Source organism: Bradyrhizobium betae, from assembly GCF_050632175.1.
GTDB lineage: Bacteria > Pseudomonadota > Alphaproteobacteria > Rhizobiales > Xanthobacteraceae > Bradyrhizobium > Bradyrhizobium betae_B.
The window spans coordinates 481035-496088 of the sequence record NZ_CP192576.1; the positions used below are offsets into that span (position 1 = coordinate 481035).

Sequence of the window (15054 nt, forward strand, 5' to 3'; positions counted from 1 at the left end):
CAAGTTGCGCTATACGCTCGGCCCAGGACTGGCCGCGATCGTCGCGGTCCGCCGGGATTTGTTCGGGAGACGGGAATGGCCGTAGACGGCAACTGGAATCTGACCATGACCACGCCGATGGGCGAGCGCCAGGCGACGTTGACTCTGTCGAGCTCCGGCGGCGCGCTGACGGGCACTCAGGGCGCCGATGGCAACTCCGCCGAGATCTTCGACGGCACCGTCAGCGGCGACGCCGTCAACTGGAAAGTCTCGATCGACAAGCCGATGCCGTTGACGCTCGAGTTCATCGGAAAGGTCTCCGGCGACAGCATGAGCGGCGAAATGGGCATAGGCCCGATGGGCAGCTTCCCGTTCACCGGCACGAAGGCGTAAAGCCGCGCATCAGGCAACCATGCGCATTCTCCGTCTCATCGCGGCAACGCTCCTCTGCGTCGCGACACAAGCGGCGCGTGCGGATGACGCCGAACTGGCGTGGCGCGCAAGCGCGCTCGCCATGGTGCCCGCGGGCTATGTCGCAGGCTCCGCCTACCGGACCGATGGCGCGACCGGCTACCTCGCCGTCGATCCCGCCACGTCGAACGATCCGAAGACACCGGCAAGCGTGTTCGCTGCGCGCCAGTCGCTCGTCGTCACGCTCACACCGGATGCGACGCGCGCGATCTCGGCCGAGCTGAAGCCGCGCACCGGGCCGGATCCTGATAACGACGACACCGATTTCGCCAAGCTGCACGCCGATCTCGCCGCCAGGCGCGCTAGCCTGCCTGAAGGCACCGAGCCGTGCGATCTCGGCGCCTGGTCCGCCGACAAGGATCCCAACGGACTCAACGTCCGGGCCGAGCCGTCGGTGAAGTCGCGCGTGCTCGGCACGCTGCCGCCGCCCTACCGGCTTAAGCTCGGCGGCGCCGAGAACACGCCGGATGGCGGCTGGTTCACCGAATTCCGCATCATCGGCTTCAGGGACGGCTGGTTCCTGATCGAAGGCGCGAGGCCCCCGGGCAAGGACTACGAGGACGAGAAGCGATATCCGCGCAGCGCGCCCAAACCCTATGCCGGCCGCGGCTGGGTCGCCTCCAACAAGGTTGGCGCCGCCTATGCCAACGGCGCGACCCGTATGGGCGGACTGTTTCAGGCGCCCTTCGTCGATGCCAAATGGACGCCCGCCCAGCGCGAGCTCGGCGGCGCGATCGACACCGACGGCGGCCCGAAGCGCATCTTTGCGTGCAGCGGCCTCTGGGCCTTGGTCGAGAGCCAGGACGGCATCCGCGGCTGGTGGCGCGGTCTGTGCTCGAACCAGGTGACGAATTGCAGTTAGGGGGACTGAAGCGTCCGCGTCGTCATGGCCGAGCTTGTCCCGGCCATCCACGTCTTCTTCTGGGCAGCAAGAACGTGGATGCCCGGGACAAGCCCGGACATGACGGCGAGATGCAGGTCTAGCCCAAATTCAATTCCTTGAAGAAGTCGTTGCCCTTGTCGTCGATGATGATGAAGGCCGGGAAGTCGACGACTTCGATGCGCCAGATCGCTTCCATGCCGAGCTCGGGATATTCGAGCACCTCGACCTTCTTGATGCAGTGCTCGGCGAGATTCGCCGCGGCGCCGCCGATCGAGCCGAGATAGAAGCCGCCATACTTCTTGCAGGCCTCGCGCACGGCCGGCGCGCGGTTGCCCTTCGCCACCATCACCATCGAGCCGCCCGCGGCCTGGAACTGGTCGACGAAGGAATCCATGCGGCCAGCGGTAGTCGGACCGAATGCGCCGGAGGCGTAGCCTTCAGGCGTCTTGGCGGGGCCCGCGTAATAGACCGGGTGGTTCTTGAAGTAATCCGGCAGCGGCTCGCCCTTGTCCAGGCGCTCGCGCAGCTTGGCATGCGCGCTGTCGCGCGCGACGATCATGGTGCCGGTCATCGAGACCCGGGTCTTGATCGGAAACTTCGAGAACGTCGCCAGGATCTCCTTCATCGGCTGGTTGAGGTCGATCTTGACGACCTCGCCGCCGAGCGCCTGCTCGACCTCAGGCAGATATTGCGCCGGGTTGTGCTCGAGCTCTTCCAGATAGACGCCGTCTTTCGTGATCTTGCCGAGCACCTGGCGGTCAGCCGAGCAGGACACGCCAAGCCCGATCGGCAGCGAGGCGCCGTGACGCGGCAGGCGGATCACCCGCACGTCGTGGCAGAAATACTTGCCGCCGAACTGCGCGCCGACGCCCAGCGACTGCGTCATCTTCAGGATTTCCTGCTCCATCTCGAGATCGCGGAACGCGTTGCCGTCGGGCGAGCCGTGGGTCGGCAGCGCATCGAGATAGCGGGCGGAAGCGAGCTTCACCGTCTTCATGCAGAGCTCGGCCGAGGTGCCGCCGATCACGATGGCGAGGTGATAGGGCGGGCATGCCGCCGTGCCCAGCGTCAACACCTTCTCCTTCAGGAAGGCGAGCAGCCGGTCCTTGGTCAGGACCGAGGGCGTGGCCTGGAACAGAAAGCTCTTGTTGGCGGAGCCGCCGCCCTTCGCCATGAACATGAACTTGTAGGCGTCTTCGCCCTCGGCGTAGATCTCGCACTGCGCCGGCATGTTGTTGGCGGTGTTCTTCTCCTCGTACATCGAGAGCGGCGCGACCTGCGAGTAGCGCAGATTGCGGCGCAGATACGCATCGCGCGCGCCTTCCGACAGCGCGGCCTCGTCGTCACCGTCGGTGATGACGTTGCAGCCCTTCTTGCCCATGATGATCGCGGTGCCGGTGTCCTGGCACATCGGCAGAACGCCGCCGGCCGCGATGTTGGCGTTCTTCAAAAAGTCCAGCGCGACGAATTTGTCGTTCGGGCTCGCCTCGCCGTCCTCCAGGATCGCGCGGAGCTGCTTCAGATGGCCGGGGCGCAGGTAATGGTTGATGTCGCCGAAAGCCGCCTCCGACAGCGCCCGCAGCGCCTCGCGCGACACCACCAGCATGTCCCTGCCCAGGACCTTCTCGATCCGCACGCCCTCGGCCGAGATCTTCTTGTAGGGCGTCTCGTCCTTGCCCAGCGGGAACAGCGGAGTGTGCTTGTAGGGCGGAACGGGCTTTGCGGGGTCGGGGAAGGCCGTGGGAGCGTTCATGGGGGCGGATCTCGGGGTTTTGGAGCCCTCGCGGGCCTCTCAGCATGGAAGCGTTCTAAGCTTTTTTGCCACAAAGGGAAGGCGCTACGGCGCGGCCAGGGCATCCCGATTCGGCGGCTGTCGGCGGCAAGCCGGGGCCATCATGATGCGTGGGAAGACCAAGGCGCCCCCTTGCACTCTGCGTGCGACGACGGTTGAATGCGCGCTCTAAGGGGCTTTTCATCATGATTTTCAAACTGCACGTCCGCGGCGCGATCCTGGTCGCCGCCGCCATCACCGGCCTTGTGACCCTCACCTCGCCCGCGCGCGCCGACCGCTGCGACGACAGCGCCAAGGAGTTGGCCAACCAGGTCGATCGCCTCAAGGTGAATTTCCGCGCTGCCAACGTGGTCTACCTGACGCATCCGTCGGCCAAGGAGCTGTCCGTGGCTTGCCGCGGCGACAAATATTCCATCGAGCTCTATGCCAAGGGTGATCGCAAGCCGAAGCCGGAATTCTTTGCGCTGGTAGGATCGATGGCGGCGATCGTGTTTACCGTGACCAAGGACGACACCACGACGGGCGCGACACGCTGCCTGAAACGGATGGGGCTGCTCCGCGGCGACAAGGTCGTTATGCGCTATCGCCGGCTCAACATGGAATGCACCCGCACCAAGACGGACGCGTCCATTGCGATCACGCGCGGCAAGGACGAATAGAAGGGCGCCTTCCGCCACACCAGATCCCTCGCATTTTAACGATTGGCTTGACGGAAGTTTCGCGCCTCGCGGCGCAAAGTCAATTGTTTCCATATGTGAGGATTTGTGGATGAGCGTTTCTACCGTTACGCCGCCGCCGATCGCGATCGTGGTCCCGAGCTACGACACGACCAAGCAGCAGGACGACCAGGCCAAGACCAAGGACAACGACCCGACCTACAAGCCGCCGCCGCCGGCGCCGCTGCCGCCGGGTCAGGGCACGCGGATCGATCAGCTCGCCTGATCGAGACTAACGAAGACGAAGCGCCCGATCCGGTCGATCGGGCCTTTGGCGTCTCCGATGCAGCCGCACCCGTCGCGAGGTACGCGCTGCAAATCGCCCGTCCCTAAGCAAGCATCACGCAGCTCTGCGAAAACGGGACTTCCCGGAAAAACGCGCGCGCTCCTCCAATCGGGCGACGCCGCCGCGTCCGGGCCCCGCTAGACAGCGTCCGCACCCACGCAACGGGAGTCGTGACGATGTTCTGCAAGCCCCCTGCCCAGACGAGCACGACCTCTCCCCCGTCCCCGACGATTCAAACGAGCGATCCGGTCCGGAGTGTTCACAGACGCTCGGGAGCCATGACGCGTTCGGGCGATTGATCGCGCCCGAAACGGCCGGTCCGGAACGGGGGCTGCCGCCAGCCTCCGTCCGGACCGGCTAACACGCTAACCATCCAGTTCGCGATAGCGGCGGAAGATGCCCTGCTCGTTGAAGGGAATGCGGCGCTCGCTCGCAAGATAGGCCTTGATGTTCGGCCGCCCGGCGATCCGGTCGTGCAGGTCGACAAGGCCGGGGATGTCCGCCTCGAACGCCTTCATGCGCCTGGGGAAGGCGTAGCGCAGCCCGGCGACGATCTGGAATAGCGAGAGATCGACATAGGTGAGCCTGCGTCCGGTGACATAAGCGCCGCCATTGCCGGTGACGAGTTGCTCGAAATAGCCGAGATATTTCGGCACCCGCTCGCTCCAGAACTCGGCCGTGCGCTTCCTGGCCGCCGGCTTCTGGTCTTCGTAGTAGAGCGAAGGCCCGAGCGGATGATGGGTGTCGTGGATCTCCAGCACGAGATCGGTGATGGTAAGCTGAAGCTGGTGCACCCAGAGCTTTCCCGCTTCCGTCTTCGGTGCGAGCCCGTGACGACCGCCGAGATAGAGCAGAATGTTGGCGGTCTGACCGATGACGAGCTTGCCGGCTTTCAGGAACGGCGGCGCAAAGGGCGGCGTGCCCTTGTCCGCGTCCATCATCTTCATCATCGTGCCGGTACCGCGCGGGCCGCGCGCGACGTCCACGTAAGCCGCACCCGCCTCCTCCAGCGCCAGCCGCACATATTCGCCGCGGCCCTGGATCTCGGGCCAATAGAAGAGCTCGTATTTCATGGGAAGGGTCCGTGCATGTGGAGGCGACGGACCAATCTAACACGCGGCTGCCGGTTCCGTCAGGGTCGGGCTCAGTGACGAAGGAGAGAGCTCACGCCACGCAAACGGAAAGGGCGCCGTGCCGAAGCACGACGCCCTTGTCTTCAATTCGAAGGCGATCAGTTGGTCTGCTGGATCGCCGACAATTCCCAAGCACCGTTCGGACGGCGGGCGAAGGTCCAGACCTCGGTGGCCTCGCCTGGCTGCTCGCTGCCATCGACGATCGCGCCGGTATTGCGGTCGAGCGTCTTGTCGGTGAGTGCGAAGCGCAGCGCCACCGTGGCGTAGTCGGTCTCGCCTTCGCGCCAGGATTCCGCGAGGTCGCCCTGCAACAGCTTCACATTCGTGACCTTGTTGACGACGTTGCGCGCCCCGTTCTTGCCGAGGTCCTGCTCGAAATAAGAGACCATCTCCGGCGTCGCGAGCGTGTGCAGCTTGGCCACGTCCTCGTTCGACCAGGCGGCCTGAACGTCGCCGAGCAGGCGCTCGAACGCCTCGTAGTCATCAGGCTTGATCTCGAGCGGCGCGTTGTTGGCACCACCGAAGCCGAAGCCGCCAAGGCCGCTGCCAAGACCACCGCCAAGGCCACCACCAGGAGCACCGCCGCCAAGGCCGCTGCGATAGTTCGGCTGCGGACCCTGGCCAGCATTCGCATCAGCGTTGGCATAGGCCGCCTGCGGCGTGTGGCGGCGCTGCCACCAAGACATCGCCAGCCGCACCACGACAACCACCAGCACGATCTGGATGATCAGGCCAATGATGGACGACAGGCCGCCGAGGCCGCCGAACAGGCCACCGCCAAACAGCATGCCGAGCAGGCCTGCGCCGAGGAAGCCGGCCGCGAGGCCGCCCATGAAGCCGCCGGCACGGCCGAACAGGCCGCCGCGCGCGGGCGCGGCTGCGGCCGAATTCATGCCTGCACCCGGTTGGGTGTAGGTGCGGTTGAACTGCGAGGCCGAGCCCGGCGCGGTCGTGGTCGAGGGCGGCGCCGAATAGGTCCGCGAGCCGCGCGAACCCGACGACATGCCACCGCCGACGCGCGCATCGGCGGACGAGATCGCCAGTGCGGTCGGCAGCGCAAGCGCCAGCATCACGGCGATCGTCTTGAAGAGGCTGCGGGAGCGTTGCGAGAAATTCATGTTCGTTTCCCAGATCCCCGACATGGGGACGTGCTCCTAAGATGGGCAGACTTCCCGAAAAAGGAAGCCGGTTTCGGAACCCGTGGCTGCGGCCCTCAGTCGCGGGGATGTGGCAAAAGCCCATATTTGACGGGGCTTTGGCCGGGCATGTCAGGGAACCGTGGTCGCGGGTTACCGGCGATTTAACGGCAGGGATTCCGCTTTTCCTCTACCTCGCGAGGCGCTCTTGCGACGGAACGGTGGTGCGGACGCTTACCCCTATTTCGTCATCGTCTCCTTCACGGCCGCCACGAGCTGGCTGAGCGTGAACGGCTTTGGCAGGAAGTCGAACTGCTGGCCTTCCGGCAGGCTCTTCTCGAACGCGTCCTCGGCATAGCCGGAGACAAAGATAAACCTGATGTCAGGATTGGTTTCCCGCATCGCCTTGAGCAGCGTCGGGCCGTCCATCTCCGGCATCACGACGTCGGAGACGACGAGATCGATCGCGCCGTTCTGCTCCTCCAGCAACTCCATGGCCTCGACGCCGTTCTCGGCCTCGACCACGGTGTAGCCGCGCGAGCGCAGGCCGCGTGCGTTGAGCGCGCGCAGGCCCTCCTCGTCCTCGACCAGCAGGATGGTGCCCTGTCCGGTGAGATCTGTGCGCGGCTTCGCCTCCGCCGCGGGCGCAGCGTCCTTGGCGGCGCCATTGGTCGCGCTGGCCACAGCCGCGGGCTGCTCGACCTGCGCTTCGGGCTCGGCATGATGGCGCGGCAGGAAGATCTGGAACGAGGTGCCCTGCCCCGGCTCGGAATCGACGTAGATGAAACCACCGGTCTGCTTGACGATGCCGTAGACCGTGGACAGTCCGAGGCCGGTGCCCTTGCCGACTTCCTTGGTCGAGAAGAACGGCTCGAAAATCTTGTCGCGGATGTCGGCGGGAATGCCGGTGCCGGTATCGGCGACCTCGATCCGCACATAGTCCGCGGCCGGCATGCCCTTGTAGGCGAGCTTGGCCGCTTCTTCCGCGGTGACGTTGGCGGTGCGGACGATCAGCTTGCCGCCGTCGGGCATGGCATCGCGCGCGTTGACCGCGAGATTGACGATCACCTGCTCGAACTGGGAGACGTCCACCTTCACCGGCCAGAGGTCGCGGCCGTGGATGGTTTCCTGCTTGACCTTCTCGCCGATCAGGCGGCGCAGCAGCATCGCGAGGTCGGAAAGCGCATCGCCGAGATCGAGCACCTGCGGCCGCAGTGTCTGCCGCCGCGAGAACGCCAGCAGCTGCCGCACCAGCGTGGCGGCACGCGTCGCGTTCTGCTTGATCTGCATGATGTCCTGGAACGACGGATCGGTCGGCTTGTGCGCGTTCAGCAGGAAGTCGTTCGCCATCATGATGGCGGAGAGCACGTTGTTGAAGTCGTGGGCGATGCCGCCGGCGAGCTGACCGACGGTCTCCATCTTCTGCGACTGATTGATCTGGTTCTCCAGCGCGCGCCGCTCGGTGGTCTCGAGCATGTGCACGATGGCGGCTTCGGCGTCGTTTTCGGCCGAGTCGACCGGCGTGACGAAGAACTGGCCCCAGCGCTCTTTCGTCCCCTCGAGGGCGACCTCGACCGGCGCGATGTCCGCCTGGCCTTCTGCGGCCTGGTTGATGGCCGCAATCAGCAGATGACGGTCGCGCGAACTGACCGCACGGAAGATCGACTTGCTGGCGCTGTCGAGCCCGAGCGCCTGCCCGAGCTTGGCATAGCGCGCATTGGCGCGCACGACGTTGCCGCCGCGGTCGACGGTCGCGATCGCCATCGGCGTGTGGTCGAAGAAGCGCATGAAGCGCACTTCGGCGGCGCGGTCCGGATCGCTGCGCTCGTCGCGGGCGCGGCTGATGACCAGCGTGCGCGACGGCCCCGGCGCCCCGTCGGCGCCGAAGGCGAGCTTGTGATACAGCCGCACCGGCATGGTCTTGCCGGTGCGCATGCGCAGGTCGATGTCGAAAACTTCCGTCTTCACCTCGCCCGGCACCGCCACGATCGACGTCAGCAGCGAGGCGCCATCGCCCGAGACGATGTCGGTGAGCTTCAGCCCGCCCGAGCCGATCTCGGCCAGATCGTAGTCGAGCCAGTTCGCCAGCGTCGCGTTGACATAGGCGAGCTCCCCGGCCGGATTGACCGAGAAGAAGCCGCAGGGCGCGTGATCGAGATATTCGATCGCGTGCTGCAGTTCCTGGAACACGTCTTCCTGGCGTTCGCGATCACGGGTGATGTCGGCGATCGACCACACCGCATAGCGCGTCTCGCGCTTTCCCGTGCCGAGCGGACGCACCCGCATGCGCAGCCAGCGGCCCTGGCTGCCGTCCTGGCCGGAGATGCGCACCTCCTCCTGCTGCCGCTTGCCTTCGCGGGCCGCCTTCAGCAAGCGGAACACGGCTTCGGAGACGTCGGGGTTGCCGATGAAGACGCGCTCCACGGGACGCACGTCCTGTGGACCGGTGGCGCCGGTCAGCGTCAGATAGGCCGCATTGGAATAGATCACATGGCCGCGCGGGTCGGTCACCGCCAGCCCATCGAAGGCGTGGTCGGCGATGCGGCCCATCACGGGATCGTCGAGACTGCGGTCGACGAAGCGGATGATGCCGGCGGCGAAGGCGAACAGGTTGAACAGGCCGACCATCGCCAGCACGGCGAGGATGCCGAGAATGTAGGGCTGCGCCTGCACGCGCCCGAGCGTCATCAGCCCGACCGCGACCGCGACCAGGCCGGCCGCCACCAGCAGCACGAGCGCAATGCTGCCCGAGCGCGGCGACGGCTCGTGCGCCGCAACGGGCTCGCGTGGGAGGTCGTGGTCGGTCTCGGCAGTCATCTCAAGCTGGCACAGCCTGTCGGCAGAGAATCAACGCGCTACGCCGCGCGCAGGGTCCTCCCTGCCTGAATCGGACCCGCAGGCGCAAGGGCAGCAAGGGCGAAAGGTACGCTGATTCCCAGATTACGGCCATTTCCGGTACTTTTCGGGGGTTTTATCCGCGGCCGGCGCTGAATCCGCGCTTCAGCCGCATCACGTAGCCGATGACCTCGGCGACCGCATGGTAGTGCTCGGTCGGGATTTCCTGGTCGATTTCGACGGTGGCGTAAAGTGCGCGGGCCAGCGGCACGTTCTCGACGATCGGAATGTCGTGCTCCCGCGCGATCTCCCGGATCTTGAAGGCGAGGTTGTCGACGCCCTTGGCGACGCAGATCGGCGCCGACATGCCGCGCTCGTAGGACAGCGCCACCGAATAGTGGGTCGGGTTGGTGATGATCACGGACGCCTTGGGAACCGCAGCCATCATGCGCTTCTTGGAGCGCTGCTGGCGCAACTGCCTGAGCTTGCCCTTGATATGCGGGTCGCCTTCGGACTGCTTGTACTCTTCCTTGATCTCCTGGAGCGACATCTTCTGCCGCTGGAACCAGCTGCGATACTGGAAGAAATAGTCGCCGATGGCGACGATCGCGAGCGCAGCGACCACGGCACCGAGCAGATGGATGGTCATGCCGGTGGTGGCGCCCAGCAGGGCGGCCGGGTCGAGCTTGACCATCGCCTCCATGCGGTGCCGTTCCGGCCACAGGACGATGGTCATCACCACGCTGAGCGCGATCAGCTTGCCGATGCCCTTCAGGAAGTTTGCCGCCGCCTGCTTGCCGAAGATGCGGGCGAAGCCCGCGGCGGGCGAAATCTTGCTGAATTTGGGCTTGAGGGAGTCCGCCGACCACACCAGCCGGTGCTGGAGCATGTTGCCGGCGATCGCCGCCAGCGCCAGCATCATCAGCGGCACACCGACCGCCGCGAGCACCGCCAATTCGATCTGCTGCATCAACGCCAGCAGGGCCTTGCCGTCTGTCTTGATCATCCAGGAATTGGCGAGCAGGCCACGCATCGGCGTCAGCAGCCCGCTGCCGACCGATCCCGAGAAGGTCGAGACCACGAGCGTGCCGCCGGCGATCATGAACCAGGTGTTGATCTCCTGGCTCTTGGCGACGTCACCGCGTTCGAGCGCCTCCTCGATGCGTTTTTGCGTCGGGTCTTCTGTTTGACTCTCTGGATCCTTGTCGTCCGACATCGATCACCTGTTCAACGGCATCATCTGGTGCATGACACCGATGAAATAGTCGAGAAACGTGCCCATCATCGCGGTCAGCACCACGGCGAGCACCAGAAAGCCCGCGAAGATCGAAAGCGGCACGCCGACGAAATAGACCTGCATCTGCGGCATCAGCCGCGCCAGCACGCCGAGCCCGATATTGAAGACGAGGCCGAACACCAGGAACGGCCCGGAAAGCTGCAGGCCGAGCAGGAACGCGGCGGCAAAGGCACGCGTCGCCAGCGAAGCGACATCGCCGCTCGACACGGTCTCGCCCGGCGAGAAGATCGCGTAGCTGTCGTTCAGCGCCGCGATCACCAGGTGATGGCTGTCGGTGGCGAACAGCAGCGTGATGCCGAGCATGGTCAGGAAGTTGCCGACCAGCACGCCCTGCTGTCCCTGGGTCGGGTCGACCGAGGTAACGAAGCCGAGCCCCATCTGCTGCGCGATGACGGAACCTGCGACCTGAAGCGCCGAGAGCGTCACGCGGGCGGTCGCGCCCAGCACGATGCCGATCACGATTTCATGCAGCATCAGGACCAGAAGCGGCGCCAGCGAGCCCATGTCGACCTGGTAGGCGCTGCGATGCAGCGGCAGGATGATCAGAGTGAGCAGCAGCGCGATCGACAGCTTGATCCGCGTCGGAATATTGGTCTCGCCCAGCCCCGGCAGCAGCATCACCATCGCGCCGACCCGGGCGAAGACGAGCATGAAGGCCGCGGCGAGCGCCGGCAGCAGCGAGACGTCGATGCGCATGACAGGCGCATTGTGCCTCAGCCGCCGATGATTCGCGACGAGATCCGCAGCATGTGGGAATGAAGGGCGTCGGCCATGAACGGCAGCGCCAGCAGCATCGTGGCGAAGATCGCCAGGATCTTTGGCACATAGATCAGTGTCTGCTCCTGGATCTGCGTCAGCGCCTGGAACAGCGACACGATGACGCCGACCACGAGGCCGACCACCATCAGCGGCGACGACACGATCACGATGGTCCATATCGCATCACGCGCGACGTCGAGGGTTTCGGGTCCGGTCATCTACAAACTTCCTCTGTTCATTCCTCGCCTCCCACCACTCCTGTGAGCGATGCAAAGGCCTATCCCCCGTCATTGCGAGTACAGCGAAGCAATCCAGACTGCATCCCGCGGAAAGACTCTGGATTTCTTCGCTGCGCTCGCAATGACGCCCGGGGCGAGCGCGAGCGCAAAAATCAGATCGGCATCTTCATGATGTCTTCATAGGCCGCGATCACGCGGTCGCGGACCGAGACCAGCGTGGACACGGCGACGTCGGTGTCGGCGACCGCCGTCACCACGTCCATCACGTTGGCCTTGCCGGCGGCCATTGCCACCGTCTGCGCGTCGGACTTTCTGCCGGACTCCATGACGCTGCCGACCGCGTCTTTCAGCAGCGACGCAAAGGATTGCCCGCTTGCTTCGCTGCCCTTGCCGGCACCGGCGCCGCTGTTTTCCAGCACGCGGGCGAGGTTGGCATAAGCATTGGCGGCGACTGTCGGTGTTGCCATGGCTCAATTGTCCTGTTCAGCTCTTGAGGATGTCGAGAGTGCGCTGGATCATCCGGCGCGTCGCACTGATGATGTTGAGGTTGGCCTCGTAGGACCGCTGCGCATCGCGCATGTCGGTCATCTCGACCACCGAGTTCACGTTGGGATATTTGACGTTGCCGGAGGCGTCCGCCGCCGGATTGTTCGGCTCGTATTTGACGCGGAAGTTGGACTGGTCGGGCTTGATCTTGCCCAGCGTCACCACCTGCGCATCGAGGGTGCGGTCGAGCGCGGAGGAGAAGGTCGGCACCTTGCGCCGGTAGGGATTGCCGCCTGCCGTCTGCGAGGTCGAGTCCGCATTCGCGATGTTTTCCGAGATCACCCGCATGCGCCCGGCTTGCGCGCGCAACCCGGAGGTCGCGATCGCCATCGAGCGGGCAAAGTCGCTGCTGTCATTCGCCATGGTCTACCTCTCCGGCCCTAGCCTTTACCGATCGCGGTCTTGAGCAGATGCAGGCTCTTCGAGTAGAGCGAGGTCGCCGCCGCGTAATCCATCTGGTTGCTGGCAGCCTTCATCATCTCCTCTTCGAGATTGACGGCGTTGCCCGCGGGACGAGTCTCGAAGCCCGCATTCTTGTTCTGGTCGAAGCCCGAAGCCGCGCCTGACGGGCTGATGTGAGAGCCGCTGGTGCGGGTGAGCGCCAGAGGGCCCATCGCGCCCGTGACCGCGCCTGCCTTGTCGAGCTTCGGCTCGACCAGATCGCGCGGCCGGAATTGGGGCGTGTCGGAATTGGAGACGTTCTCGGACAGGACGCGTTGGCGCTCCTGGTGCCACTGCATCTTGGTGCGAAGCGCCGACAGCACCGGAAGGTCGTTGATGGACATCGTTGCGGCTCCTTCCGCCTCTTGCGGATCTGAGGTCCGAAGCTAGGCAGAATTTGCCGCGTGTATGGTTAACAGGTGGTTAAGGATGCGATCGACGCTTGCCAACGTGCGGAACACGCGTTTGCGCCCCCGTGATTCTACGCCCCGAAAAGCGGCATTAACCCAACCGCTTGGCCGGCCATGTACAGGCCAAGAAGTCGTTTTGGATCGGGCGATTCATGGGTTATTAAGAGTTGGGGACGGCAAAACTTGCCGTGGGACGTTAAGAAATCGCAGTTTGGGGCATTGCACGCCTGTGGTCGGCGCGTCTGACCTTGGGCACGAGAAAAGCGCCATTTGTCGGGGACAAGTATGCAAGGCAGCCCTATTACCTTCATCGTCGCGTTCATCGTCGTTCTGGCGTTGATCGGCGTCGCTGCATGGCTGGTTCGCCGATTCGCCTCCAGCCGGCTCGGCGCCAACACCCAACGCGGCAGGATGCCCCGGCTCGCCGTGATCGATGCCGCCGCGGTCGACGGCCGGCGCCGCCTGGTGCTGGTCCGGCGTGACAATGTCGAACACCTCTTGATGATCGGCGGCCCCACCGACATCGTCGTCGAGCCGAATATCGTGCGCGGCGCGCCCGGCCGCGACCAGCTCCCGCAGCGTTCCAACGCCGCCGAGCCGCCGCGCCTTGCGCCGATGCCCGACACCGGCGGCTGGGCAGACGAAGCGCCGCGGCCCGAACTGCTCGATCATCCCGAGCCGCAGATGCCCGAGCCGCCGCCACGGCCCGCACGTCCCTCCTTCGCCGACGAGGTGCGCCGTCCCGCGCCTGCTTTGGCCGAGCGCCGCGGCGAGCCGCAACTGGGCGGCTTGACGCCCGAGCCGATCGCGCCGCGCCCTGAGCGCGAGCTGCGTCCCGATCCCGTACCGCCCCGCATCGCCCGCAACGAACCGCCGCTGATGCCGCGTCCGCCGCGCCAGAGCGAGCCGGTGAAGGTGCCGCCGGTCCGCGCCGAGCGCGCGCCCGCGCCGCCGCCCCCTCCTCCGCCCGTGCCGCAGGCACCGTCCATTCCGGCGCCGCCGGCTCTCGCCCCTGCGGCGCCATCGAGCGCCGAGCAAAATCTCGCGGAGATGGCGCAGCGGCTCGAAGCCGCGCTGCGCCGTCCCGCCGGTGAGACGGTCGCGCCGCCGGTTGCACCGGAGCCGCCCGCCCCGCCGCGCGCGGCACGCAGCGAGCCGCCGGCTCCGCCCGCAAAGCCGGCCGTGGAAAAGACCAGCTTTGAAAATCTCGAAGACGAGATGGCCTCGCTACTCGGCCGTCCGAAGCCGTCTTCGTGAGGCTGCCGGCCCTCCCGCGTAGAGTTTTTCTTCTTTCTGTCCTGATCGGCGCGGCTTCGCTCGCGGGCCCTGCGCATGCGCAGGACATCAGCATCAATCTGGGCGGTCAGGGCGGCGGCGGTGTCACCGAGCGCGCGATCCAGCTCATCGCCCTGCTCACGGTGCTGTCGATCGCGCCGTCGATCCTGATCATGATGACGTCGTTCACGCGCATCGTGGTCGTGCTGTCGCTGCTGCGCACCGCGATGGGCACGGCGACCGCACCGCCAAACTCGGTGATCATCGCGCTCGCGATGTTCCTCACCTTCTTCGTGATGGGACCCGTGCTGCAAAAATCCTATGACGAGGGCATCCGTCCGCTCGTCGCCAACCAGATCAGCGTCGAGGACGCGCTCCAGCGCGCCTCCGTCCCGTTGCGCGGCTTCATGCAGAAGAACGTGCGCGAGAAGGACCTCAAGCTGTTCCTGGACCTGTCCCGCGAGCCGCCGCCGGCCACCCCCGACGATGTCGCGCTGCGCATCCTCGTCCCCTCCTTCATGATCTCCGAACTGAAGCGCGCCTTCGAGATCGGCTTCCTTCTGTTCCTGCCCTTCCTGATCATCGACCTCGTCGTCGCCTCCGTGCTGATGTCGATGGGCATGATGATGCTGCCGCCGGCGACGATCTCGCTGCCGTTCAAGCTGATCTTCTTCGTGCTGGTCGACGGCTGGTCGCTGGTGGCGGGGAGTCTGGTGCAGAGTTACGGGGGATAGCTTCCTGCGGCCCACGTTATGGCGCTGAGTTCGGCTTCGGCATTGGCAGCCTTGCCCACAGTCAAAGCTTGCACGGCATGAAGGTACGGGTGCTGCCTCAACGGCACCTGTCGAGAACTCCG

Annotated in this window: 16 protein-coding genes; 6 read left to right on the forward strand and 10 right to left on the reverse strand. The window is 65.5% G+C overall.

Annotated elements, in window-relative coordinates:
• The first annotated feature begins 75 nt into the window (after window positions 1-75).
• Together ACQ86E_RS02560 and ACQ86E_RS02565 are read left to right on the forward strand one after the other, a co-directional pair.
• Window positions 76-372, forward strand: a complete 297-nt coding sequence (locus ACQ86E_RS02560) for a hypothetical protein (protein ID WP_431204055.1) — start codon at window positions 76-78, stop codon at window positions 370-372.
• Window positions 373-391: 19 nt separating this feature from the next.
• Window positions 392-1312: an SH3 domain-containing protein gene (locus tag ACQ86E_RS02565; protein ID WP_431204056.1), complete on the forward strand. Its 921-nt coding sequence runs from the start codon at window positions 392-394 to the stop codon at window positions 1310-1312.
• Window positions 1313-1430: 118 nt separating this feature from the next.
• Here the strand turns inward: ACQ86E_RS02565 and ACQ86E_RS02570 are convergent, their stop codons facing one another.
• The gene (locus ACQ86E_RS02570; protein ID WP_431204057.1) at window positions 1431-3086 is read right to left on the reverse strand and encodes a fumarate hydratase; all 1656 of its coding nucleotides are present in this window, start codon (window positions 3084-3086) and stop codon (window positions 1431-1433) included.
• Between the two features lie 224 nt (window positions 3087-3310).
• On the opposite strand from ACQ86E_RS02570, the gene ACQ86E_RS02575 reads away from it, so the two are divergent.
• Complete coding sequence (locus tag ACQ86E_RS02575; RefSeq protein WP_431204058.1) at window positions 3311-3784, forward strand: hypothetical protein; 474 nt, start codon at window positions 3311-3313, stop codon at window positions 3782-3784.
• Window positions 3785-3893: 109 nt separating this feature from the next.
• Window positions 3894-4067: a hypothetical protein gene (locus ACQ86E_RS02580; RefSeq protein WP_015684977.1), complete on the forward strand. Its 174-nt coding sequence runs from the start codon at window positions 3894-3896 to the stop codon at window positions 4065-4067.
• 425 nt (window positions 4068-4492) lie between these two features.
• Here the strand turns inward: ACQ86E_RS02580 and ACQ86E_RS02585 are convergent, their stop codons facing one another.
• The 9 genes from ACQ86E_RS02585 to flgB all read right to left on the reverse strand — a co-directional run bounded on the left by ACQ86E_RS02585 (window position 4493) and on the right by flgB (window position 12857).
• A complete protein-coding gene (locus ACQ86E_RS02585; protein ID WP_431204059.1) occupies window positions 4493-5200 on the reverse strand; it encodes a glutathione S-transferase in 708 nt (235 codons plus the stop codon).
• Window positions 5201-5358: 158 nt separating this feature from the next.
• Window positions 5359-6402, reverse strand: a complete 1044-nt coding sequence (locus ACQ86E_RS02590; protein WP_431204060.1) for a Tim44 domain-containing protein — start codon at window positions 6400-6402, stop codon at window positions 5359-5361.
• Window positions 6403-6636: 234 nt separating this feature from the next.
• The gene (cckA, locus tag ACQ86E_RS02595; protein ID WP_431204061.1) at window positions 6637-9213 is read right to left on the reverse strand and encodes a cell cycle histidine kinase CckA; all 2577 of its coding nucleotides are present in this window, start codon (window positions 9211-9213) and stop codon (window positions 6637-6639) included.
• A 154-nt stretch (window positions 9214-9367) separates the two neighbouring features.
• On the reverse strand, window positions 9368-10447 hold the full coding sequence (flhB, locus tag ACQ86E_RS02600; RefSeq protein ID WP_431204062.1) for a flagellar biosynthesis protein FlhB: 1080 nt from the start codon (window positions 10445-10447) through the stop codon (window positions 9368-9370).
• A 3-nt stretch (window positions 10448-10450) separates the two neighbouring features.
• Complete coding sequence (fliR, locus tag ACQ86E_RS02605; protein WP_015684972.1) at window positions 10451-11224, reverse strand: flagellar biosynthetic protein FliR; 774 nt, start codon at window positions 11222-11224, stop codon at window positions 10451-10453.
• A 17-nt stretch (window positions 11225-11241) separates the two neighbouring features.
• Window positions 11242-11505, reverse strand: a complete 264-nt coding sequence (fliQ, locus tag ACQ86E_RS02610) for a flagellar biosynthesis protein FliQ (protein ID WP_015684971.1) — start codon at window positions 11503-11505, stop codon at window positions 11242-11244.
• A 173-nt stretch (window positions 11506-11678) separates the two neighbouring features.
• Window positions 11679-11993 carry a flagellar hook-basal body complex protein FliE gene (gene fliE, locus ACQ86E_RS02615; protein WP_431204063.1) on the reverse strand — a complete coding sequence of 105 codons (315 nt, stop codon included), beginning with the start codon at window positions 11991-11993 and terminating at the stop codon, window positions 11679-11681.
• Window positions 11994-12009: 16 nt separating this feature from the next.
• Window positions 12010-12435 (reverse strand): flagellar basal body rod protein FlgC, encoded by a 426-nt coding sequence (gene flgC, locus ACQ86E_RS02620; RefSeq protein WP_375313747.1) that lies wholly within the window; start codon window positions 12433-12435, stop codon window positions 12010-12012.
• 17 nt (window positions 12436-12452) lie between these two features.
• On the reverse strand, window positions 12453-12857 hold the full coding sequence (gene flgB, locus ACQ86E_RS02625) for a flagellar basal body rod protein FlgB (RefSeq protein WP_431204064.1): 405 nt from the start codon (window positions 12855-12857) through the stop codon (window positions 12453-12455).
• A gap of 351 nt (window positions 12858-13208) precedes the next feature.
• On the opposite strand from flgB, the gene ACQ86E_RS02630 reads away from it, so the two are divergent.
• Window positions 13209-14180: a flagellar biosynthetic protein FliO gene (locus ACQ86E_RS02630; RefSeq protein WP_431204065.1), complete on the forward strand. Its 972-nt coding sequence runs from the start codon at window positions 13209-13211 to the stop codon at window positions 14178-14180.
• Window positions 14177-14932, forward strand: a complete 756-nt coding sequence (fliP, locus tag ACQ86E_RS02635; protein ID WP_431204066.1) for a flagellar type III secretion system pore protein FliP — start codon at window positions 14177-14179, stop codon at window positions 14930-14932. The genes ACQ86E_RS02630 and fliP overlap by 4 nt, the downstream gene beginning before the upstream one ends.
• Window positions 14933-15054: the final 122 nt, after the last annotated feature.

Excerpts from the sequence above, each read along its gene's own strand:
- flgC (WP_375313747.1), bottom strand. The coding sequence starts at position 12,435 with ATGGCGAATGACAGCAGCGACTTTGCCCGCTCGATGGCGATCGCGACC.
- ACQ86E_RS02630 (WP_431204065.1), top strand. The coding sequence starts at position 13,209 with ATGCAAGGCAGCCCTATTACCTTCATCGTCGCGTTCATCGTCGTTCTG.
- ACQ86E_RS02565 (WP_431204056.1), top strand. The coding sequence starts at position 392 with ATGCGCATTCTCCGTCTCATCGCGGCAACGCTCCTCTGCGTCGCGACA.
- fliQ (WP_015684971.1), bottom strand. The coding sequence starts at position 11,505 with ATGACCGGACCCGAAACCCTCGACGTCGCGCGTGATGCGATATGGACC.
- ACQ86E_RS02585 (WP_431204059.1), bottom strand. The coding sequence starts at position 5,200 with ATGAAATACGAGCTCTTCTATTGGCCCGAGATCCAGGGCCGCGGCGAA.
- ACQ86E_RS02580 (WP_015684977.1), top strand. The coding sequence starts at position 3,894 with ATGAGCGTTTCTACCGTTACGCCGCCGCCGATCGCGATCGTGGTCCCG.
- flgB (WP_431204064.1), bottom strand. The coding sequence starts at position 12,857 with ATGTCCATCAACGACCTTCCGGTGCTGTCGGCGCTTCGCACCAAGATG.
- ACQ86E_RS02560 (WP_431204055.1), top strand. The coding sequence starts at position 76 with ATGGCCGTAGACGGCAACTGGAATCTGACCATGACCACGCCGATGGGC.
- cckA (WP_431204061.1), bottom strand. The coding sequence starts at position 9,213 with ATGACTGCCGAGACCGACCACGACCTCCCACGCGAGCCCGTTGCGGCG.
- ACQ86E_RS02575 (WP_431204058.1), top strand. The coding sequence starts at position 3,311 with ATGATTTTCAAACTGCACGTCCGCGGCGCGATCCTGGTCGCCGCCGCC.
- flhB (WP_431204062.1), bottom strand. The coding sequence starts at position 10,447 with ATGTCGGACGACAAGGATCCAGAGAGTCAAACAGAAGACCCGACGCAA.
- fliR (WP_015684972.1), bottom strand. The coding sequence starts at position 11,224 with ATGCGCATCGACGTCTCGCTGCTGCCGGCGCTCGCCGCGGCCTTCATG.
- ACQ86E_RS02570 (WP_431204057.1), bottom strand. The coding sequence starts at position 3,086 with ATGAACGCTCCCACGGCCTTCCCCGACCCCGCAAAGCCCGTTCCGCCC.
- ACQ86E_RS02590 (WP_431204060.1), bottom strand. The coding sequence starts at position 6,402 with ATGTCGGGGATCTGGGAAACGAACATGAATTTCTCGCAACGCTCCCGC.
- fliE (WP_431204063.1), bottom strand. The coding sequence starts at position 11,993 with ATGGCAACACCGACAGTCGCCGCCAATGCTTATGCCAACCTCGCCCGC.